Source organism: Plantactinospora sp. A48 (assembly GCF_055793945.1).
The window spans coordinates 1-20048 of sequence record NZ_JBTIXF010000041.1 but is presented as its reverse complement, the minus strand read 5'-3'; the positions used below and the strand labels follow the sequence as shown (position 1 = coordinate 20048).

At 73.4% G+C, this 20048-nt stretch carries 23 protein-coding genes; 18 read left to right on the top strand and 5 right to left on the bottom strand.

Annotated features, from left to right (window positions below):
• The first annotated feature begins 388 nt into the window (after window positions 1-388).
• The 11 genes from ACXN5W_RS20230 (at window position 389) to ACXN5W_RS20180 (ending at window position 9360) form a co-directional block, all read left to right on the top strand.
• Window positions 389-910, top strand: a complete 522-nt coding sequence (locus ACXN5W_RS20230) for a MaoC family dehydratase (protein ID WP_473159900.1) — start codon at window positions 389-391, stop codon at window positions 908-910.
• Window positions 911-1077: 167 nt separating this feature from the next.
• Window positions 1078-1593 (top strand): hypothetical protein, encoded by a 516-nt coding sequence (locus tag ACXN5W_RS20225; protein ID WP_473159899.1) that lies wholly within the window; start codon window positions 1078-1080, stop codon window positions 1591-1593.
• A 141-nt stretch (window positions 1594-1734) separates the two neighbouring features.
• Window positions 1735-2361 carry a TrmH family RNA methyltransferase gene (locus tag ACXN5W_RS20220; RefSeq protein WP_473159898.1) on the top strand — a complete coding sequence of 209 codons (627 nt, stop codon included), beginning with the start codon at window positions 1735-1737 and terminating at the stop codon, window positions 2359-2361.
• 216 nt (window positions 2362-2577) lie between these two features.
• Entirely contained in the window at window positions 2578-3276 is a 699-nt protein-coding gene (locus ACXN5W_RS20215) for a DUF6758 family protein (protein WP_473159897.1), read from the top strand.
• 121 nt (window positions 3277-3397) lie between these two features.
• The gene (locus tag ACXN5W_RS20210; protein WP_198348085.1) at window positions 3398-3556 is read left to right on the top strand and encodes a hypothetical protein; all 159 of its coding nucleotides are present in this window, start codon (window positions 3398-3400) and stop codon (window positions 3554-3556) included.
• 6 nt (window positions 3557-3562) lie between these two features.
• The gene (locus tag ACXN5W_RS20205) at window positions 3563-4447 is read left to right on the top strand and encodes a PH domain-containing protein (RefSeq protein WP_473159896.1); all 885 of its coding nucleotides are present in this window, start codon (window positions 3563-3565) and stop codon (window positions 4445-4447) included.
• Between the two features lie 202 nt (window positions 4448-4649).
• Window positions 4650-5453 (top strand): SigE family RNA polymerase sigma factor, encoded by an 804-nt coding sequence (locus ACXN5W_RS20200; RefSeq protein WP_473159895.1) that lies wholly within the window; start codon window positions 4650-4652, stop codon window positions 5451-5453.
• A 72-nt stretch (window positions 5454-5525) separates the two neighbouring features.
• Window positions 5526-6806, top strand: coding sequence for a hypothetical protein (locus ACXN5W_RS20195; protein ID WP_473159894.1), 1281 nt, complete (start codon window positions 5526-5528; stop codon window positions 6804-6806).
• Entirely contained in the window at window positions 6803-7720 is a 918-nt protein-coding gene (locus ACXN5W_RS20190; protein WP_473159893.1) for a PHP domain-containing protein, read from the top strand. The genes ACXN5W_RS20195 and ACXN5W_RS20190 overlap by 4 nt, the downstream gene beginning before the upstream one ends.
• A gap of 40 nt (window positions 7721-7760) precedes the next feature.
• Window positions 7761-8375 (top strand): MarC family protein, encoded by a 615-nt coding sequence (locus ACXN5W_RS20185; protein ID WP_473159892.1) that lies wholly within the window; start codon window positions 7761-7763, stop codon window positions 8373-8375.
• Window positions 8376-8514: 139 nt separating this feature from the next.
• Complete coding sequence (locus tag ACXN5W_RS20180; protein ID WP_473159933.1) at window positions 8515-9360, top strand: RecB family exonuclease; 846 nt, start codon at window positions 8515-8517, stop codon at window positions 9358-9360.
• Window positions 9361-9456: 96 nt separating this feature from the next.
• On the opposite strand, the gene ACXN5W_RS20175 is transcribed toward ACXN5W_RS20180, so the two are convergent.
• Both ACXN5W_RS20175 and ACXN5W_RS20170 read right to left on the bottom strand, forming a co-directional pair.
• Window positions 9457-10305: an oxygenase MpaB family protein gene (locus ACXN5W_RS20175; protein WP_473159891.1), complete on the bottom strand. Its 849-nt coding sequence runs from the start codon at window positions 10303-10305 to the stop codon at window positions 9457-9459.
• Between the two features lie 34 nt (window positions 10306-10339).
• On the bottom strand, window positions 10340-10762 hold the full coding sequence (locus tag ACXN5W_RS20170) for a Fur family transcriptional regulator (protein WP_473159890.1): 423 nt from the start codon (window positions 10760-10762) through the stop codon (window positions 10340-10342).
• Window positions 10763-10921: 159 nt separating this feature from the next.
• Between ACXN5W_RS20170 and ACXN5W_RS20165 the strand changes: the two genes are divergently transcribed.
• Window positions 10922-11404: a DUF2231 domain-containing protein gene (locus ACXN5W_RS20165; RefSeq protein WP_473159889.1), complete on the top strand. Its 483-nt coding sequence runs from the start codon at window positions 10922-10924 to the stop codon at window positions 11402-11404.
• Window positions 11405-11490: 86 nt separating this feature from the next.
• On the opposite strand, the gene ACXN5W_RS20160 is transcribed toward ACXN5W_RS20165, so the two are convergent.
• Window positions 11491-12030, bottom strand: a complete 540-nt coding sequence (locus ACXN5W_RS20160) for a hypothetical protein (RefSeq protein WP_473159888.1) — start codon at window positions 12028-12030, stop codon at window positions 11491-11493.
• A 68-nt stretch (window positions 12031-12098) separates the two neighbouring features.
• Here ACXN5W_RS20160 and ACXN5W_RS20155 point away from each other — a divergent pair, with 68 nt between their 5' ends.
• Complete coding sequence (locus ACXN5W_RS20155; RefSeq protein WP_473159938.1) at window positions 12099-12278, top strand: hypothetical protein; 180 nt, start codon at window positions 12099-12101, stop codon at window positions 12276-12278.
• A 28-nt stretch (window positions 12279-12306) separates the two neighbouring features.
• Here ACXN5W_RS20155 and ACXN5W_RS20150 read toward each other — a convergent pair whose 3' ends face one another.
• A complete protein-coding gene (locus ACXN5W_RS20150; protein ID WP_473159887.1) occupies window positions 12307-12693 on the bottom strand; it encodes an FmdB family zinc ribbon protein in 387 nt (128 codons plus the stop codon).
• Between the two features lie 177 nt (window positions 12694-12870).
• Window positions 12871-13488 (bottom strand): 5-formyltetrahydrofolate cyclo-ligase, encoded by a 618-nt coding sequence (locus ACXN5W_RS20145; protein WP_473159886.1) that lies wholly within the window; start codon window positions 13486-13488, stop codon window positions 12871-12873.
• Between the two features lie 83 nt (window positions 13489-13571).
• Between ACXN5W_RS20145 and ACXN5W_RS20140 the strand changes: the two genes are divergently transcribed.
• From ACXN5W_RS20140 to ACXN5W_RS20120, 5 genes are all read left to right on the top strand, one after another.
• Window positions 13572-15908, top strand: coding sequence for a diguanylate cyclase (locus ACXN5W_RS20140; RefSeq protein WP_473159885.1), 2337 nt, complete (start codon window positions 13572-13574; stop codon window positions 15906-15908).
• A gap of 9 nt (window positions 15909-15917) precedes the next feature.
• Window positions 15918-16883, top strand: coding sequence for a UTP--glucose-1-phosphate uridylyltransferase (locus ACXN5W_RS20135; RefSeq protein ID WP_473159884.1), 966 nt, complete (start codon window positions 15918-15920; stop codon window positions 16881-16883).
• Window positions 16880-18208: a molybdopterin molybdotransferase MoeA gene (locus ACXN5W_RS20130; protein ID WP_473159883.1), complete on the top strand. Its 1329-nt coding sequence runs from the start codon at window positions 16880-16882 to the stop codon at window positions 18206-18208. Before ACXN5W_RS20135 ends, ACXN5W_RS20130 begins: the two co-directional genes overlap by 4 nt.
• Complete coding sequence (locus tag ACXN5W_RS20125; RefSeq protein ID WP_473159882.1) at window positions 18208-18843, top strand: GNAT family N-acetyltransferase; 636 nt, start codon at window positions 18208-18210, stop codon at window positions 18841-18843. Before ACXN5W_RS20130 ends, ACXN5W_RS20125 begins: the two co-directional genes overlap by 1 nt.
• Before the next feature lie 171 nt (window positions 18844-19014).
• Window positions 19015-20007: a divisome protein SepX/GlpR gene (locus tag ACXN5W_RS20120; RefSeq protein ID WP_473159881.1), complete on the top strand. Its 993-nt coding sequence runs from the start codon at window positions 19015-19017 to the stop codon at window positions 20005-20007.
• Window positions 20008-20048 lie beyond the last annotated feature (41 nt).

The following is a 20048-nucleotide window of genomic DNA, read 5'->3' as shown; positions in this document are numbered from 1 at the left end:
AGAGCGTTGGGCCTTTTCTTACTTCAGGGTAACTTGCCGTCTGAACTGGGTCGATAAACATCATGACCGCGTGTTAGCGCTCCCATGAAACTACCCTGAGTTACGTAACAAATTGATAACTGTGACCTCCGTCTCTGGTCGGACCCTTTCTGTCGGCACCCGTCCTGGGGCAGAATCTTCCTCATCAAAGCGTGGGCGGCGGGTGCCGGGGAGGGCCCCGCCGCTCATTGCGTCCGGCCCCGGAAATCCCATCCGGCGAGCCGCGGAAACGCCTGACGGACGCGCCCGGTGTGACAATTCCGCCCGGCCCCGACGCCGATCGTCGCCCCACCCGCCCGGTACGGCATGCTGACCCGCACCACGTCGCCGTCCGTCGGAGGGCTCAAGGATGCAGTTCGGCCGTTACTTCGAGGAGTTCGAGGTCGGTGCGGTCTACCGGCACTGGCCGGGCAAGACGGTCACCGAGTACGACGACCACCTCTTCTGCCTGCTCACGATGAACCACCACCCCCTGCACCTGGACGCCCACTACGCCGGGCAGGCGAGCCAGTTCAAGCGCAACGTCGTGGTCGGCAACTACGTCTACTCCCTTCTGCTGGGGATGTCGGTGCCCGACGTGAGCGGCAAGGCGATCGCCAACCTGGAGGTTGAGTCGCTCCGACACGTCGCGCCGACCTTCCACGGCGACACGATCTACGGCGAGACCACGGTGCTGGACAAGCGGGAGTCGGAATCCAAGCCCGACCGGGGCGTGGTCGCGGTGGAGACCCGCGGCTACAACCAGGACGGCACGCTGGTCTGCGTCTTCCGCCGCCGGGTGATGGTCCCCAAGCGGGAGTACGCGAGGGCGGCCGTCCCGGACGGTGTCGATCCGGAACGCCCGAGCTTCCCTGAGCCACGGAACCCCTGAGCCGGCGGTCCGCCCTCACCTCGGGCCCGGTCCGCGCCCACTTCGGGCCCGGTCCGCGCCCACTTCGGGCCCTGCGCAGGCTCACTTCGGACCCGGATCAGGCTTTCTTCGCGGCGGCTCGGGCGGATTTCGACGGCCGGGGCATATGCTGATTTCCGGAGGTTCCGATGAGCCACTCCGCTGCCGGAGAACCGCCCTCGACCGGTCGTGCCGCCGGTCCCGCGAACACCGCGCCCTTTACCGACCCCGACTGGCGACTGCTGGTCCGGCTGCCCGGCCAGGTGATGGTCGCCGCCGCCTCGGCCGGTCCGGCCGATCCCCGGACGATGGTCTGCGAAAGCCTTGCCGGACTCGAGGGCATCGCCGCGGGCCGGGCCTTCGACAGTGACCTGGTACGGGCGATCGTGGCCGCCGTCTACGCCGAGTCGGCGGGCCCGTACCCGCAGGTCGACCAGCGCGATCCGACCCGGCGGGTGGCCGCCGCGCTGTCGGCCTGCCGGCGGGTGGTGGCCCTGCTCGCCGACAGTGCCGACCCCGCCGACTCCGCCGCCTATCGCCAGTGGGTGCAGTCCGTCGCGATCCGGGTCTGCCGGGCCGGTGAGCCCGCGGCGGCGGCCGGAGCCACCCCGATGCGTCGGGCCGGTTTCCTCGGCGAGTTGCGCCGGGCCCTCAACCTCGGCTGAGCCGGCCGTCCCAGCCCGGGCAGACCGGGCGGCGGGACCCGGGCACGCCGTTCACCGACCACGGCGGTCGCGCGGTGAGCTACCGAAATGTCCGTGGCCCCCGCGCGATCGTCGGGGCGAGTCGCCGTACCCTGCCCCTTCGTGGACGCTGAGCAGGCGGAGGTGGGGGTCGGCCCGTGGCCCGGCGTACCGCCGACCGACCCGCGGTACGACCCCGAGCTGCTCGCCGCCGGCGACCGGCGCAACGTGGTCGACCGGTACCGCTACTGGCGCCGCGAGGCCATCGTCGCGGATCTCGACCAGCGCCGGCACCCGTTCCATGTGGCGATCGAGAACTGGCAGCACGACTTCAACATCGGAACGGTCGTCCGGAACGCCAACGCGTTCCTCGCCGCCGAGGTGCACATCGTCGGCCGCCGCCGGTGGAACCGTCGGGGCGCGATGGTGACCGACCGGTACCAGCACGTGCGACACCATGAGACGGTCGACGAGCTGGTGGCGTGGGCTCGTGCGGACCGGTTGCCGCTGGTGGGCATCGACAACCTGCCCGGGGCGCGGGCCATGGAGTCCGTCACGCTGCCCCGGCGCTGCGTGCTGCTGTTCGGCCAGGAGGGCCCCGGCCTGTCGGAGGCGGCCCGGTGGGCCTGCGACGAGCTCTTCTCGATCGCCCAGTACGGCTCGACCCGTTCGATCAACGCGGGGGTGGCCAGCGGTATCGCCATGCACGCGTGGATCCGGGCCCACGCCGGCGCTCCACCCGAGGGTTGAGCCGAACCCACCGTCCCACCGATCCCGTCGACCGTCGACCCGCCAGTTTCTCCGAGCCGCCGGTCCCGCCGGTTCCGACCCGCTGCCGAACCTGCCGCGACCTGCCGATCCCGGCGGTGCCGGCGGTGAAACCTCCGGCTCGGCGGTGCTGCCGGAAGATGACCAAAAGGGCCGGTTCGGTTGACGTCGGCGGCGAGTACCGGAAGCGTGGGGGTCATGAGTGTTTCGGTGAGTTGTCCCCGCTGCGGTGGTTCGGTCCGCGAGCCGGACCTCATGCACACCGACTGGCGGTGCCCGAGCTGTGGCCCGGTCCCCCCGCTGCACACGGCGGAACACGTCGGCACGGAGATCATCGCGGCGGCGGCGGAGCGGATCGCCGTCACGCCGCCGCAGCCGGGCCGGTTCCCGGTGCCGCTGTGGAGCCCGTGGCCGCTGCCGGCAGGGTGGACGGTGACCGGGGTGGCGTGGGCCGGCGACGAGCGGACCGGGGTCCGGGCCGGCGCGATCGCGTGCAGCGGCCCGGCGCCGCTCGGCGGCGGTCCGGCCGATCTGGTCCTGGTGGCCGAGGAGCCCGGCGTGGGCCTCGGCAACCGGTTCGCCGGCCTGTCGGGTCTGGACCCCGGCTCGGAACTGGCCGACGTGATGAACCAACCGCCACCGGGGCACGAGGAGCTCGCGGCGCACGCGAAGATCCGCGCGGGCGGTCATCCGACTCCACTGTGGTCCGTTCGATCTCCGACAGATCGGAGCGCCTACGTCGGTGAAGCTCGGGGAATGTGGCTCTATGCGATAACCTGGCCGGCGAGCGCGGGTTATCTCCTCGCCGACGAGGTCGTCCTACAGGACCTCGTTGAGTGGATGCCACCCGAGCTCGTGTACGGCGCACCCAGTCCATATCTGCACGGCAAGGCCTGATCCGGGGCTTGCGCCGACGCCGAAGTGGATGGATAGTCTGTATCACTGTAAGGCGTATGGCTAACACTCTCAGTATCGATGCGGTGCGGGTACGGAGCCGCACGGAGGGGGATGACCCATCATGGTCAAGAAGGTGCTCACCTGGCTAGGGGTCGCATTTCTCATCTTCTTCGTCGCGTTCCGACCTAACTCGGCGGCCGACGTCTTCAAGTCACTCGGCGGTGGCCTCGTGGACATCGCCTCGGGTTTCGGCGAGTTCTTCAGCAACCTCGTCGCGTAGTGCCCGATGACGAGCCCTCCCGGTCCGCCACCCCCCGAACCCGACGACGAGGACCGACGTCGGCGCGAGCGTGACACCGAACCGATCCCTCGGGTGCGCCCGGACGACGAACCCGTCGGCGGTCCGCCGACGGGTGGCTCCGGCTATCCGGCCGGTCCCTCCTATCCGGACCGCTCACCGTATGGGCCGGCCGGCCCGAACCCCTGGATCCAGGACGAGGGTTACCGGGATCCGGAGGGCCACCGCGACCAACCACGGATCACCGAGGACGAACTCGCCGGCCTGCGGGTCGACGCCTCCGGCATGCCGTTGGGCACCCGTCGGGTCCTCCCGCTGGAGGACGAGCCCACACCGCTGGTCGCCCGCTACCTCTTCCCGACCGAGCGGTACCGCGGCGAGTGGAAGCGGCACTGGATCCACCTGACCACCCCGCTCCTGGTCGGGATCCTGGCCACGTTCGTGCTGGGCTACCTCTCCGGGTTCCTCGCCGGCCGGGACATCGGCGCGCTGACCACTGTGGCCGTGATCCTCTGGTTCGCCGTGATCGGCTGGGTAGCCTGGCGGGTCGCCGACTGGTATTACGACCGTTTCATCCTGACCAACAAGCGGGTCATGGTGGTCAACGGCATCGTGACCCGGCAGGTCGCGATGATGCCGCTGGCCCGGGTCACGGACATGAAATATGAGCAGTCGCCGCTGGGCCGCACGCTGAACTACGGAACGTTCGTGTTGGAGTCGGCCGGCCAGGAGCAGGCGCTGCGTGAGGTGAAGCACCTGCCCAACCCGAACGAGCTGTATCTGCGGGTGGTCGAGGAGATGTACGAGCCGCAGGCCGTCGAGGCGCGGCTGGGCAAGGAGGCCGACGAGGCGAAGGCGGAGGACGGGGCCTGATCGGCCCGCGCGAAGCCACCGGCCCGCCGGGGCCGGTCCAGCGGGCCGGGCGGACGCCGGCAGCGCGGGTGAGCCGGGCTCGCCGGACGGATGGAACCGTGCGCGGTTGTGTCCGAACATCGACGATTTCGCACCCGATCGCCATGGACCTTCCGACGCCGCTGTGGCAGCCTCGGTTGGCACGGGGACGGAAGGACGGTCGGTGGGACCCAGCGATGCCTTGGAGGACGAGTTCCGCGAGTTCGTCGCGGCGCGCTCCGGCGCGCTGCTGCGCACCGCCTACCTGCTCGCCGGGGACTGGGCCACCGCCGAAGACCTGTTGCAGACCGCGCTGACCAAGACGTACCTGGCCTGGAAGCGACTGGGCGGCATCGAGGCGGTCGAGCCGTACGCCCGGCGGGTCCTGGTGAACACCTCGACCAGCTGGTGGCGGCGACGCTGGCACGGCGAGCGACCCACCGAGGTGCTGCCCGAGCAGCCGGTCCGGGACCGGGTCGACGAGCAGCTGGAGCGGGACGTCCTCTGGCGGCACGTCCAGGCGCTGCCGGCCCGGCAGCGGGCCGTGCTGGTCCTCCGGTTCTACGAGGACCTGTCCGAGGCGCAGACGGCGGAACTGCTCGACATCTCCACCGGCACGGTCAAGAGCCAGACCTCGCGGGCGTTGGCCGCCCTGCGTCGCCGGCTGGCCGCCGAGAACGAGGCCGAACGGATCCAGGACGCACTCGGCACCACCGGACCGCTCGCGCCACCGAACCCCGCCCGCCGCCCGGCGAGCACGACGCGCGCACCCGTCCCGCGGGCCCGCCCGGCGCCGTCCTCGGGCGTACCGGGACGATCGGTCACGCCGCCGTCAGGCGTACCGGAACGGTCGGTCACGCCGTCCTCGGGTGCGGCGGCGCGGTCGGCCGCGCCGCCGTCGATCGTGCCGGCGCAGCCGCTGCCGGCCGAGCACGTCCGGCCGGTAGCCCCGGTACCGGCCGTTCCGGCGGCCGGGTTGGAGGCGTGACATGGTTCCGCCCCGGCGCCGACGACCTGCCCGGCCGGCAACCTTCACCCCGGTTGGCGGCGTCTTCACACCGTGAGGCAGGACGAACTCGAACGGACCCTGCGGGACCTGTTGTCCCAGCGGGTCGCCGTCCCGCCGTCCCCGTCGGATCCGGCGAGCGTGGCGATCCGGCGCGGCCGGCGGATCCGTCGGCTGCGGACCACCGGCGGAATCGCGTCGGCCGCTCTGGCGACCGTGCTGGTGAGCGCCGGGGTCGTCCAGGTGGGCACCGCACCGGGCCCCGAACACGCGGTGATCGTGCTGGACGGGTCGCCCGACTCCGCTGACGGCGTGCTGCCCGGCCTCACCGCGACGGACGGCCCGCTGCTGGCCCCCGGAACCCCGGCGGAGGTCGAACTGATCAGCGGACACGCGCTGGTCAGCGTGGGCGGACGGGTCAACTTCGGGCTCACCGCGCCGGTGACGGCGGCCCGGCGTACCCCGACGGGTTGGCTGCTGGTGACCAGCGCGACCGGCCGGTACACACTCTGGTCCGGCAGTTCCTCGGGCGGGACCCAGCGGCTGCTCGGCGACCTGACCGCCATGGCCCTGGCGCCCGACGGCCAGTGGGTGGCCTGGCGGGCCGACGGGCGGGTGTACCGGGCCGGCCTGCGGTCCGAGGGAGTCGACACGCCGACCTCGATCAGTGAGGAGACGGGTGCCGAGCCCGTCGGGTTTCTCGGCGACGCGGTGCTGCTGCACCGGACCCAACCGGCCGGCTTCCGGTTGTGGTGGCCGGCCAACGGCCGCCGGTCGCCCTGGCAGGCGGCACCGGTGAGCGTGTACGGCCTGCTTCCGGACGGCCGCAGCGTCGTGGCGGCGGTCCGGGACGGCGCCGGCGCGCCCTGCCTGGGCATACTCGATCTCAACCAGGGACTGGACACGATGCGCACCGACTGCCGCACCCGGCTGCGGGCCGGCCCCGGGTCGGTCTCCCCGGACGGCCGGTGGCTGCTGGCCAACGCCGCTCCGGCCGGCACCGGGACGTCCGGCGCCACGTCCGACCCGGCCGACGCACCGGACACGGCCGTACTGGTGAACCTGACGACCCAGGGTGCGTCGGCGTGGACGGCCGGTCCGGCCCTGCGGACCGAGCCCGACTGGGCCGGCGCCGAAACCGCCGTCCACCTGGACGACCAGGGCTGCGTCGTGGTGGTGGCCGCCGCGCGGGTGACGGCCGGCGGCAGCGCCGACCTGCTGACGATGGCGGACGGTACGACGGACCCGCGAGCCGTGCTGGTCACCGGGCCGGTGCCGGCGGACGTTCGGGTCTCCACGGGAGCGAGCGACAGTCCCAGCCCGGCGGGCCAATGACGACCGACGACGGTGGGACACCCGCGGACCCGGTCGGTCCCGGACCCTCCGGTCCGGGACCCCGGATCGACCTGCACGCCCACTCCACCGCCAGCGACGGCACGCTGACCCCGACGGAACTGGTCGCCGCGGCGGCGCGGGCCGGCCTGGACGTCGTGGCGATCACCGACCACGACACCACCGCCGGCTGGGCGGAGGCGGTCGCCGCGTTGCCGGCCGGGCTCGATCTGGTACGCGGCGCCGAACTGTCCTGCCGATGGTTCGGGTCCCGGCCGGCGACACCGCTGCACCTGCTGGCCTACCTGTTCGACCCGACCGAGCCGGAACTCGCGGCCGAACTGCACCGGGTACGCGCCGCCCGCGAACTGCGCGGTGAGCGCATCGTGGACCTGCTCCGCGCCGACGGCCACGACATCAGCTGGCCCGAGGTGCTGGCCGGTGCCGCCGGTGGCACGGTCGGCCGGCCGCACATCGCGCAGGCGTTGATCCGGGCCGGCCTGGTCAGCTCCACCACCGAGGCGTTCGGCCGGGACTGGCTGGGCGGACGGTACGGGCTGCCGAAGGACGAGATCGATGTCTTCCGGGCGGTCTCGCTGGTCCGGCGCGCCGGCGGCGTACCGGTCTTCGCCCATCCCCGGGCCACCCGTCGTGGCCGGGTGGTGCCGGACCGGATGATCGCCGAACTCGCCGCCGCCGGCCTCGTCGGGTTGGAGGCCGATCACGAGGACCACTCGCCCACCGAGCGCGCCGAGATCCGGGCCCTGGCCGGTGAGCTCGGCCTGTTGGTCACCGGCTCCTCGGACTTCCACGGTAGCCACAAGAGCGTCACGCTGGGTGCCTTCACCACGTCGGGGGAGGCGTACGAACGACTGGTCGCGGCGGCCGGCGGGGTGACCGGGGTCGCTTCCGGGTGATCCGCGTCGGGCCGCCGAGCAGCGCCGATACCGTGATCAGGTGGATGTCAAGCTGTTCGGCGAGGTGTTCGTGACCCTGCTGGTCATCACCGACCCGCCGGGCATGATGCCGATCTTCCTCGCCCTGACCGGCCCGCTGCCGGCCCGGGAACGCAATCGCGCCGCCTGGCAGGCGGTGGCGCTGGCCCTCGGCGTGATCGTCGTGTTCGCCGTGGCCGGCCAGACGCTCCTGGCGTACCTGCACGTCTCGCTGCCCGCCCTGCAGGCGGCGGGCGGGCTGCTGCTGGTCCTGGTGGCCCTCGAACTGCTGACCGGCAAGGCCGACGACCCCGGCCAGCAGGTCACCGCCAACATCGCCCTGGTGCCGCTCGGTACGCCGCTGCTCGCCGGTCCCGGCGCGATCGTGGCGACCATGCTGTTCGTCCAGCGGGCCGACGGCCCCGTCGACTATCTGGAGATCGGCGCGGCGATCGTGGCCGTCATGATCGCGGTGTGGCTGGTGCTGCGGTTCTCCGGAGTGATCGTCAAGGTGCTGCGGCCCGGCGGCATCGAGGTGCTCACCCGGATCGCCGGTCTGTTGCTGGCCGCCATCGCGGTCCAGCTCATCGCCGACGCCGTCGGCTCCTTCGTCACCCTCTACCTCGACTCGCGCTGAACGGCCCTCGACTCGCGCTGAACGGGTCCGGGGCGCTGTCGGTGCCCGATGGCAGGATCTGTGCGTGCGACGATCCTCCTCGACCGGCGGGCGTGCCCCGCGACCCCGGGCCGAACCCGAGCAGTTGGGTTTCGCGGGCATGCCCGAGCGGCTCTTCGTGTGTACGCCGAGCAAGCTCGGCACGTACACGGACTGTCCCCGCCGCTACCGGTACGGCTACCTCGACCGACCGGCACCACCGAAGGGCCCGGCGTGGGCGCACAATTCGCTCGGCGCCAGCGTTCACACGACGTTGCGCAACTGGTTCGCGCTCCCGGTGGCGGACCGGCGACCCGAGGCCCTGCCCCGGCTGCTGCGCGGCACCTGGGTCGGTGAGGGCTACCGGGACGCCGACCAGGAGCGGCTGGCCTACCAGCGGGCGCTGGCCTGGCTGGAGTCCTACGTGGCCACTCTCGACCCGGACGCCGACCCGCTCGGCGTCGAGCGGGTGGTGGCCGCGAAGACCGCCGTGCTGGCCTTCAACGGCCGGGCCGACCGGATCGACGGTCGATCCGGGCCGTCCGGCCCGGAGGCGGTGATCGTCGACTACAAGACCGGCCGGTCCGGACTGGACGCCGACGACGCGCGCGGGTCCGCGGCGTTGGCCCTCTACGCCTACGCGGCCGAGCGGGTGTTCCGCCGGCCCTGCCGCCGGGTCGAGCTGCATCACCTGCCCACCGGCACGGTGGCGGCGCACGAGCACACCCCGGAGTCGCTGGCCCGGCAGGTCAGCCGGGCCGAGGACACCGCCCGGGACATCGTCGCGGCCGAGCGGGCGGTGGCCGACGGCGGTGACCCCGACGAGGCGTTCCCGACCCGCCCGGGGGCGCTGTGTACCTGGTGTGACTATCGTCGCAGCTGCCCGGACGGCAGCCGACTGCCGGGGGCTGAGCCGTGGGCCGCGCTCGACCGGACGCTCGGCCCGCCCGCCGAGCCGGGCCGGTGAGCGGCCAGGGCCGAGCGTCAAGGTACTCGGCCGAGCCGGGGCGGAGTCCAGGCGCCGCCTGAGCCCCGACCCAGGCCGGCCAGGGGCTTGAAGACGCTAGGTCGGGTGTCGGGCCGCCCTCGCCATCGCGGCCTGATAGATCGGGCCCTCCACGAGCCGGCGGGGGATGGCGTTGAGCGCCAGCCGCAGGCCGCGGATGCCCAGCCCGGCGGACAGGTCGGTGGTGGGTAGGCCCGGCACGCCGTACAGCCGCCGGGCCCACGCCGGCAACAGGCCGAAAGCGGTGCCGGCGACCCCGAGGTACGCCAGCCGGGCCGGCCCGAGGTCGAGTCCGAGCCGTAGCGGCAGGCTGAGGTTCCGGGGCGCCGGGGGAGCGGTCAGGAAGAAGCCTGTCTCGGCGGCCTCGCGGGTGAGCCGCAACTCGGGGCGGATCCCCCGGTAGTACTCCGCCACCTCGGCCGCCGTACCGGGCACCGTGTCCGGATCGAGGCCCACCAGCGCGGCGGCCCGGCGCTGCTCCGTGTGGTAGGCGTCGACCTCGGCGTCGCTCAGCCCCACGCCGGCTCGACGGGCGGTCTCGACGAACGACTCCACCTCGGTCACGTGTACCCAGCGGAGCAGGTCCGGCTCGTCGATCCGGAACTCCGCACCGGTGATCGGGTCGCGGGCCCGCATCCGGGCGTGAAGGGCGCGCAACCGTCGCCCGGCCGCCTCGGCCTCGGCGGTGGTGCCGTAGATCGTCGTGGCCACGTAGGTGGCGGTCCGCATCAGCCGGCCCCACGGGTCCGCCCGGTAGTCGCTGTTCTGCGCCACCCCGGCCATGGCCCGTGGGTGCAGCGCCTGGAGATAGAGCGAACGGAGGCCGGCGACCAGCAGCACCGGTTCCTGATGTACCCGCCAGGTGACCGAGCCGGGGCCGAACAGGCCGAGATCGTCGCGATCCACCAACCAAGAGTGCCACGCCCACCGGTGGGTCGGGTCAGTCGTCTGCCCGGCGGGCCTGACAGTCCGGGCACAGACCCCAGAAGGTGATCTCCGCTTCGTCCAGCTCGAAGCCATGACCGGACGACGGATCGAGGCATGGCGCGCTGCCCCGAACGCAGTCGACATCGCTGATCAGGCCGCAGCCACGGCAGACGATGTGGTGGTGGTTGTCGCCCGCTCGGGCCTCGTACCGCGCGGGGCTGCCGGCCGGTTCGATCCGGCGCGACAGGCCAGCCCGGGACAGCGCGCCGAGGACGTCGTACACCGCCTGGGTGGAGACGGAATCCAACCGCTGGCGCACCCGGCGGGCGATCTCGTCGACCTCCAGGTGCCCGCCCTCGGCCAGTACGTCCAGCACGGCCAGCCGGGGACGGGTGACCCGCAGTCCCCGGGTCCGGAGCAGTTCTTCGCTGGACATTCTCCAATTGGAGCACGGATCGACGAATCTGGTTCAGCTCCGAGATTCCGGGGTGGCCACGGCCACATGACCGGTGAACCAGGGCCAGCCACCGTGCGTGTGGTCGGACAGCGGACGCGGACCCGTCGTACGCTGTCCGTCCTAGACCGGGAGGTACTGGTGTTCAGGGAGATCGCGGGCCTGCCGGCCCACGCGCTGCTGGTACACGCGGCCGTGGTGACCGTTCCGCTGCTGGTGCTGGCCGCGGTCGCCTACGCCCTGGTGCCCCGGTTCCGCCCCCGGGTGGGCTGGCTGGCCGCCGTACTCTCGGTGGCCGCCGTGGTCGCCGTCTACCTGGCCAAGGAGTCCGGCGAGCAGTTGCAGGAGATCCTCGTCGCCAAGGGCTACGGCCCCGACGTGCTGGCCAAGGTCCAGGAGCATTCGGAGTACGCCGACACGCTGTTCTGGTGGACCGTCGGGTTGGCGGTCTCCACCGGCCTGCTGCTGGCGGCGACCAGCCGGCACCCCCGGGCCACGGGGCTGTCCAGGTGGGTGCGGTGGACGCTGTCCGGACTCGTCGTCGGGTGCGGGATACTGGCCGCGGCCTACGTGTACCTGACCGGGGACTCCGGCGCCCAGGCGGTCTGGCAGGGCGTCCTGTAGGGCACGTTCCGGACACCTCGGCCGGCATCGTACCGCCGACCCGGGCCGGTTGCGCCTGACCGGCGTCGTACCGCCGCACCTCGGAGTCAGAACAGGATCCGGGAGCAGAGCAGGCAGACCACCACGACGATGATGGCGGTCGCCATCAGGGCCACGCCGGTGGTGAGGGTCCGCGCGCTCCGCTCCTCGGCGTCCAGCGCCGTCGGGTCCTGCGGTGGCAGCTGCCGGGGGGGCGCGGCTTCCACGTGTACGGGCGGCCGCCATCCGGCCGGCGGTGGCGTGCTGGCCGGCGGCCCCTGGTAGCCGGAGCCGCCGGACCGCCACGGATCATGGAGCCCGGTGGGGGCTGGCGGGGCGGCGACCGGTCCGGCGGAGCCCGCGTTTCCCGGCTCGACCGGACCCCGGTTCCGCTGTTCGGCCGGGTTCCGCTGTTCGGCCGGGTTCCGTTGTTCGGTCGGGTTCCGCTGTTCGGTCAGGTTCCCCGGGTCGGCTGGGTTCCCCGGCTCGATCGGGTTCCCCGGCTCGGTCGGGCCCGCGTGGTCCGGCTCGCCGGGGCCGGGGGTCGCCGATTCGTCCGATGGCCGCCGCCAGGCCGCATCCGGGTCCGGGTCGCTGTTCGTGGTCACGGCGTCCGACGCTACCAACGCCGGCCCGCACCGGCCGGTCGCGCCGGTCCGCGCGTACCCTTGCCGTCGTGGACATGCTGAACGACCCGCGCGCCTCGGGTACGGACGCCGACCGCGCGGTTGAGCTGGGTGACGACGATCATGTGCTGCTACCCGAGCAGTCGTCGGACGACACCGACCGGGGCTGGGGCGAGCGCTCCGACTCCAACGACGACCGGCTGTACGCCGAGCGCCCGCCGCACTGGTAGGTGCCGACCCCGGTCGGCCATGGCCGGGTCAGGCGCTGGTGGTCGCGGGCTTGGTGCCGGAGCTGGCGGCTGAACCGCCGCCGCTTGTGGCGGCGGCCGGCTTGGCCGTCGAGGCGCCGCCCGTCGAGGAGTCGCTGGAGCCGGAACCGGAGCCACCCGAGCCGCTGGCCGAGGAATCGCTCTTGGCGCCGGACGAGTCTGCCGGCTTCGTCGCCGGGGCCGGCTTGTCGGAGCCGTTCGATCGGGAATCGGTCCGGTAGAACCCGGAGCCCTTGAAGACGATCCCGACCGAGTTGAAGACCTTACGCAACCGGCCCTCGCACGACGGGCACTCGGTCAACGGCTCGTCGGCGAAGGATTGCACCGCCTCGAGCTGGTGGCCGCACGCTGTGCAGGCGTACTGGTACGTGGGCACGGTCCCCTCCGGATCTTGCGGTCGGTTGACGCCGGATGCCGTTCATTGGCACTCAACGCATTCGAGTGCCAATGGTGCGTCATCGGACCCGGTTCCGTCCAGCGGACGTGGGCAGCCAGACAGTCGGTCCGTACGCCCGTCCCGGTATGGCCAGGGTAGGGGACAAGGTGATGTGGGTCATTCCGGGCGGAGCCACCGGGTCCCGCCGGTCGGGGTGATCACCGCGTCGACCCGCACGTCGTGCGGCAGCGCCGGCACCTCGGCCACCAACTCGCCGTCGTGCAGCAGCGCCACCACCGGCACGCCGGGAGCGACCCGGGCCAGCGCCCGGTCGTAGGAGCCGCCACCCCGACCGAGCCGGGCACCGGTGCCGTCCACGGCGAGCGCGGGGACCACCACCAGCCCCGCCCCGATGATCGCCTCGGTGCCCAGCCGGGGGCCGGCCGGCTCCCGCATTCCCCGTCCGGCTGCGTGCAGGTCGGCCGGCCCGGTGTAGGCGGCCCAGTCCAGATCCAGGTCCGGTCGCAACACCGGCAACAGCAGCCCCACCCGGGTGGTCGCGCCGGCCAGTGCCGCGGGCAGTTCGGGCCCCCCGGGTTCGGTCCCCACCGGGACGTACCCGGTGACCACCCGTGGACGCAGCCGGCGTACCAGCGCGGTCAGCTCGGCCAGCACGAGCCCGGCGGCCCGGGTGCGGGCCGGCGCGGGCAGTGCCCGGCGGCGGGTGAGCACCGCGTGCCGCAACTCGTTCTTGGCGCTGTCCAGCGCTTCCGCTTCATCCGAAAAATCCGGCACGCAACTCTCCGATGTCCAGTCGGGTTAACCGATCGGGCTGTGTCAGCATCGCAGCTACGGGTGCGGAATCTCCGGGGGGACGAGTGACGCTGCGCCGACGGTTGACCACCGCGTTTCTCGCGGTCGTGCTCGGACCGGTGTTGCTCGGCGCGGTCTTCGCCGGCACCACGCTGGGCGCCGTCGATGCCCGACGGTCCCAGGAACGGCTCGACCTGGCCGCCACCGTGACCCGGACCTCGGTGGGCGCGCTGTGTCAGCAACTGCGGGCGGCGGCCGACGCGGTCGCCCTGGCGGCCGAGCCGGCGGCCCGGGTCGGTGCCGCCACCCAGGTGGTCGGGCGCGGGCTGGCCGCCGCCGTCCGGCTCACCGGTCCGGGCGACGACGTCGAGTTCCAGACCCCGAACGCCCCGGCCGCACCATGGGCCGAGTGCGGTACGCCGCTGCCCTCCGGTGCCGCGGCGTACGCTCTCGCGGTGCGCAGCGAGCTGCGGGGCGCGGACGGCGCCCGGATCGGCGCGGTCTGGACCGCCGCGCCGGTGGACGAGCCCTTCGTGACCCGGCTCGCCGCGGTCACCGGGGCGGCCGTGACGCTCGCCGACGGTGCGTCCGGCGACGGATCCGACGGTGGGCCCGGTGGGGCGACCGCCGCGCGCAGCACCGAGCAGCCCACGGTACGGGAAGCCGTGCTGGCGGCCGCGCGGCGGATCGAGGGGGACACCGTCGTCCGCGCCGACGACGGCCGGTACGTCCGGCGGGTCGGGCCGGCACCCGGCCAGCCGCTCCCGCTGGTCCTGTCCATCCGCCCCGACCGGCCGGTCGGGGCGTACGCGCTGCTCACGGTCGCCGTGCTGCTCGCCGGCGGGCTGGCCCTGGTGGCCGCGTGGCGACTGGCCCGGTCCACCACCCGGCCGCTGGCCGAACTGGCCCACGGCGTCGAGCGGGTGGCCGAGGGCGACCTCACGGTCCGGGTTCCGGTGCGCGGACCGGACGAGGTGGGCCGGCTGGCCGCCACCATCAACCGGATGACCCGGGAAACCCAGTCCTATGTGCAGGCGCTGACCACGAGCCGGGACCAGCTCCGGGGAAACCTGGCGGTGCTCGGCGACACCCTGGCCAGCACGCATGACCTGGAACGGATCCTGCGGGTGATCCTGGACAGCGCGCTGGCCGCCAGCGGGGCCCGGGCCGGGATCGTGCTGCTGGTCGACGACCTGACCGGGATGCTGGTCGGGCAGTGCGCCCAGGGGTTGCCCGTGCCCGCCACCCGGCCCGGCGGTCCGGCCCACGACCCGTCCCGGATCCGGATCCCGCTCGGTCGTGGCCTGCTCGGGCGGGTGGCCGCGACCGGCGAGCCCCGGCGCGGCCGGGTCCGCCGGGACGGCCCGGTGCTCGCCCCGGAGGAACCGCGCTGCTCCACCTATGTGGCGGTGCCGTTCGCCGCGCCCGGATCGCCCGGCGAGGGGCCGACCAGTACGGCCGCCGCCTGGGCCGCGATCACCCTCGGCGGTACGACCCCACCGGTCGCGCTGGGCGTGCTGGCGCTGTACGACCGGCTCGGCGCCGACGAGTTCGACGACGCGGACCTGGTCACGCTCCGGTCGTTCGCCCGGCACGCGGCGATAGCCGTGGACAACGTCCGGGTGCACGAGGAGGCCCAGCGGTTGTCCCTGACCGATCCGCTGACCGGGTTGTGGAACTACCGCTATCTGAAGGAGTCGATCCGTCGGGAGGTGGAACGGGCCAGCCGGTTCGGCCGGATGCTCAGCGTGCTGGTGTTGGACCTGGACCGGTTCAAGGACGTCAACGACACGTACGGGCATGCCGCCGGGGACGCGGTGCTGGTGGAGTTCGCCCGGCGGATCCGGGCGGTGGTCCGGGAGGTCGATCTGGCCTTCCGCCAGGGCGGCGAGGAGTTCGTGGTGCTGCTGCCCGAGACGGACGCCCGGGGGGCGGTTCGGGCCGCCGAACGGCTCGGCGCCGCCATCCGGTCCACCCCGGTCACGCTTCCGAGCGGTGGGCCCGGAGCGGTCGGTGGGCCGGGGATGGCTGGCGGAGCGGGGGCGGCCGGTGGACCGGGGGTGGTCAGCGGAGCGGGGGTGGTCGGTGGGCCAGGGGTGGTCGGCACGCCAGCCCCGCCGTTGCTCATCACGATCAGCGTATCGATAGGAATCGCCGTGTATCCGGATCATGCGACCACCGGCCAGCTCGTGCTCGACGCGGCCGATGACGCGCTGTACCTTGCCAAGGCGGCCGGCCGGGACACCTACCGGGTGGCGGTGGCCGGGCACCGACCGCTGGTCAACGGCCATGTCGGGCCGACGGACGCGGGCCGGGCGGACGATGATCCGCCACGCGCGGGCGCGGGTGCCAGCGGCGCGTCTTCCGGGCCACACCCGCCACGTCAGGGCCGTGGCCGATAGTCTCGCGACATGTCGGAGGATTCAGCGACCCCAGCAACGACGACCATTCCGTCCGCCGGCCGGCGAGCGGTGAAGGCCGTCATCCCGGCCGCCGGTCTGGCTACCCGGTTCCTACCCGCGACCAAGGCCGTGCCGAAGGAACTCCTGCCGGTGGTCGACCGGCCGGTGTTGCAGTACATCGTCGAGGAGGCCGCGAACGCGGGCATCAACGACGTACTGCTGATCACCGGCCGGGGCAAGACGTCGATGGTGGACCACTTCGACAGGCGCCTCGACCTGGAGGCCCGGCTCGCGGAGAAGGGCGACGCCGAGCGGCTGGCCGCCGTCCGCCGGCCCAGCGAGCTGGCCGAGATCTACACCTGCCGGCAGCCCGAGCAGCTCGGTCTCGGTCACGCGATCGGGTACGCCGAATCGCACGTCGGCGACGCGCCGTTCGCGGTCCTGCTCGGCGACGAGTTCGTCAACCTGGCCGAACCACTCCTACCGGCCATGCTGGAGCTCCAGTCCCGTACCGGCGGCGTCGTGCTGGCCTTCTTCGAGGTGCCGCCCGCCGAGACCAAGCGGTACGGCATCGCGTCGGTCGAGCGGACCGGCTCGGAGTTCGCCGACATCGGCGAGGTGGTCGAGGTGACCGGCCTGGTGGAGAAGCCGCAGCCGGAGGACGCGCCGAGCAACCTGGCGGTGCTCGGCCGGTACGTGCTGCCGGGCGTCATCTTCGACGCGATCCGGCGGACCGAGCCGGGCAGCGGCGGCGAGATCCAGCTCACCGACGCGATGGACCTGCTACGCAAGGAGGGGACCCCGGTACACGCGATCGTCTACCGCGGCACCCGCTACGACACCGGCATGCCGTTGGGCTACCTCCAGACAGTGGTCCAGCTCGCCTGCGAGCGCGACGACCTGGGCGCTGAGTTCCGTGCCTGGCTCGGCGAGTTCGTGCGGGCGGGCTTCCCGGGGGGCGGGTCCGGTACATGACAGCCACGGCCGACGCCGAGGCGGCCGCAAACGAGCTGACGCCGCTCGCGGAGTACCTGGGCAGCGTGCTGCGCAGGCTCCGGGCGCTGCCTCCGCTCGACCTCGACCTCACCCAGGCGTACGGCAACACGCTCGCCGAGGACGTCCTGGCGCCGCACGCCTTCCCGGCGTTCGACCAGGCGGCGATCGACGGGTACGCCGCGCGCTGGGAAGACCTGTCGCTGGCCCGGGGCGCCGGGTACGCCCCGGCCGCCGGGCCGCTGCCCGGGGCCGGTCGGGCCGGTGGATCGCGTCCCGTCCGGCTCAATGTGGTCGGTGACCTGGGCGCGGCCAGTTGGCGGCCGGTCCGGTTGACGCCCGGCGCGTGTTTCTCGGTCGCCGCCGGCTCGCCGCTGCCCAGCACCGCGGACGTGGTGGTGCCGGTGGAGTGGACCGACCAGGGCATGGCGGCCGTGGAGATCTACCGGGTGCCCAAGCGCGGCTACGGGGTACGCCGGGCCGGCGAGGAGGTGGCGGCCGGCGAGTTGCTGGCCCGCGCCGGATCGTACGTCTCACCGGCCCTCGTGGCGATCTTCGCCGCCACCGGTCTCGGGCATGTCGTGGTCCGGCCCAGTCCGCGCGTGGTGATCGTGGCGACCGGTGACGAGCTGGTCGACGTGGGCCGGCCGAGCCAGCCGGGTCAGGTGGTGGACACCAACTCGCACGCCCTGACGGCCGCCGCCGCCGAGGTGGGCGCCCTGGCGTACCGGGTGGGCATCTGCGACGACGACCCGGAGGGGTTGCGCGGGCTCCTCGAGGACCAGACCCTGCGGGCCGACCTGATCATCACGACCGGCGGCACCGGTACGGGTCCCGGCGACATGGTGCGGCGCATCCTGTCCCGCCGGGACGGCAGCCGGGCCGGACCGGTCACCTTCACCGAGGTGGCCCTCTATCCCGGCACGGCGCTCGGCTTCGGTACCGTCGGTGCCGAGGAGGTACCGGTCGTGTGTCTTCCCGGTGACCCTGGCGCCGCGTTGATCGGCTTCGAGGTGTTGGCCAGGCCCGCCATCCAGCTGCTCGCCGGCGCCGAGCCGGTGTTCCGGCCGAGTGCCCGGGCGCATCTGCTGGAGACCGTCTCGTCCCCGGCCGGGCTGCGCGAGTTCCGGCCGGCCCACGTCGCCGAGCGGCGCGGCGGCGGGTACACGGTGCAGCCGTTGCGCGGTGGCCCGCACACGCTCAGCGGGCTCGCTGACGCGAACGGGCTGCTGGTGCTGGGCGAGCGGGTCACCACCGCCGCCGCGGGCTCCACCGTGGACGTGCTGCTGTTGGATCGGCGCCGGTGATGTTCCAGCCGGTCCCGGGCTGGCCCGTGGTGCTCTCCGACGGCCCGGTGGTGCTGCGGCCGTACCGCCGGTCCGACGCCGCGGCCTGGTCGGAGGTGCGGCGCGCCAACGAAGCGTGGCTGGCGCCCTGGGAGTCCACCCCGCCGGGCAGTTGGTACGAGTTGAACTCGCCGTCCGCCTTCCGCTATGTCCACGCCGACCAGCGCCGGTCCGCGCGGCGGGGTGAGGGGATGCCGTTCGCGCTGTGCCTGCGCGAGGACGGCCAGGAGCGGCTGGTCGGTCACCTGAACCTGGGCAACATCGTTCGCCGCGCGTTCTGCTCCGCGTACGCGGGCTACTGGGTGGACGCGCGGGTCGCCGGGCGCGGTCTCATGCCCACGGCGCTCGCGCTGGCGGTGGACCACGCGTTCGCCAGCGGGTTGCATCGCATCGAAGTGAACATTCGCCCCGAAAACCGGCCTTCACGGCGTGTCGTGGAAAAGCTGGGCTTCCGCGAGGAGGCGTACCACCCGCGTTACATGCATATCGACCGGGCCTGGCGCGACCACCTTGGATACGCCCTCACCAGCGAAGACGTCGCGGCCGAGGGGGGCCTGCTGGCCCGCTGGCACCGGCTCCGGGCCACCGCTTCCTGACTCGTTCATGAGTCAACCGCCCGGCGCGGCGTCGAGCCGGGCTGGTTGACCGCCCGTAACCTGGGGTAACTGGACGTGCGGTAGCGCGCTGTAGACCGCATGATCTTCACCATTTGCGGCCATCGCCCGAAAATCCTTCGGGTAGTCGGTCGTCCGGCGGCTACGGGAGGAGTGCGGGTGCCGACGTCGGTGCTCCTCGCCGTCCTCGCCGCTGCCGGCCTGCTGGCACTGGCGCCGGCCCTCGTCCGCCGGTACGACGCGACCGAGCGGTTGGTGGCGGAGCGGGCCCAGTCGACGGCCCGGGTGCTCGAACGGCGACGCCGACTGCGCACCGTACCAGGCCGGCGGCCCGTCAACCCGGCCCGCCAGCTCGTGGTCAGGCCGGTGTCCGGGGCCCCCGCTGGCGCGGCCCACGCCGACGGCCCGTCCGGCGCCGCCACGGGCCGGTCCGGTCGGAACGGTACCGCGCTCCGGGACCGCCCGACTGACCGGGCGGGTTCGGCGGGTTCGGTGCTTCCCGCCAACTCGACCTCGGCCGGGGCTGGCCGTGGGTCGGCCCTGGGTGCTGGTCGTGGTGCGGGCTCGTCCGCCGACGGCTCGTCCTCGGGTCGGGGCTCGGCGTCCCGCTCGGTCGGCCGGTCCGGTCGTCGCCTGCGCGCGGTCTCGGCGACCAACCGGCCGCGCCGGCCGATCCCGCGCCGGCACACCCCGGCGGTCTACCGGCGACGCCGGGTCTTCGCCGCGCTGCTGCTGCTCAACCTGGTCGAGCTGATCGGGGTGATCGTGGTCGGCCCCGGTTTCTGGATCGGCTTCGCGGTCACCGGCGCGTTCTTGGGCGCGTACGTCATCCGGCTGCGCCACCACGCGATCACGGCCCGGCGCCGGCGGCGGATCGAGGCCCGGGAGGCCGCGTGGTTGGCCGCCCGGCAGGCCGAGGTGCGTCGTGAGCAGGCCCGGCGGGCCGCCGCCCGCCGGGAGGCGCAGCGCCGGCTGGCGGCCCAACGTGAGGCGGTCCGCCGGGCGGCGATGGGCCTGGACCGCTCCGACCTGCCCGCGGCGGCGGCCGGTGGTGGCGGTCGGACCGCGGCTTCGCTCTCCTACCGGCGTACGGGTGGCCTGCGCGGTCGCCCCTACGAAGCCGGCCGCGGCCCCCACCCCGCCTGACCCCCCACCCCCACCCCCACCCCCACCCCCACCCCCACCCC

Coding starts and splice junctions, on each gene's coding strand:
- ACXN5W_RS20230 (WP_473159900.1), top strand. CDS start 389: ATGCAGTTCGGCCGTTACTTCGAGGAGTTCGAGGTCGGTGCGGTCTAC.
- ACXN5W_RS20130 (WP_473159883.1), top strand. CDS start 16,880: ATGACAGCCACGGCCGACGCCGAGGCGGCCGCAAACGAGCTGACGCCG.
- ACXN5W_RS20125 (WP_473159882.1), top strand. CDS start 18,208: ATGTTCCAGCCGGTCCCGGGCTGGCCCGTGGTGCTCTCCGACGGCCCG.
- ACXN5W_RS20205 (WP_473159896.1), top strand. CDS start 3,563: ATGACGAGCCCTCCCGGTCCGCCACCCCCCGAACCCGACGACGAGGAC.
- ACXN5W_RS20170 (WP_473159890.1), bottom strand. CDS start 10,762: ATGTCCAGCGAAGAACTGCTCCGGACCCGGGGACTGCGGGTCACCCGT.
- ACXN5W_RS20215 (WP_473159897.1), top strand. CDS start 2,578: ATGAGTGTTTCGGTGAGTTGTCCCCGCTGCGGTGGTTCGGTCCGCGAG.
- ACXN5W_RS20210 (WP_198348085.1), top strand. CDS start 3,398: ATGGTCAAGAAGGTGCTCACCTGGCTAGGGGTCGCATTTCTCATCTTC.
- ACXN5W_RS20135 (WP_473159884.1), top strand. CDS start 15,918: ATGTCGGAGGATTCAGCGACCCCAGCAACGACGACCATTCCGTCCGCC.
- ACXN5W_RS20180 (WP_473159933.1), top strand. CDS start 8,515: ATGCCCGAGCGGCTCTTCGTGTGTACGCCGAGCAAGCTCGGCACGTAC.
- ACXN5W_RS20225 (WP_473159899.1), top strand. CDS start 1,078: ATGAGCCACTCCGCTGCCGGAGAACCGCCCTCGACCGGTCGTGCCGCC.
- ACXN5W_RS20190 (WP_473159893.1), top strand. CDS start 6,803: ATGACGACCGACGACGGTGGGACACCCGCGGACCCGGTCGGTCCCGGA.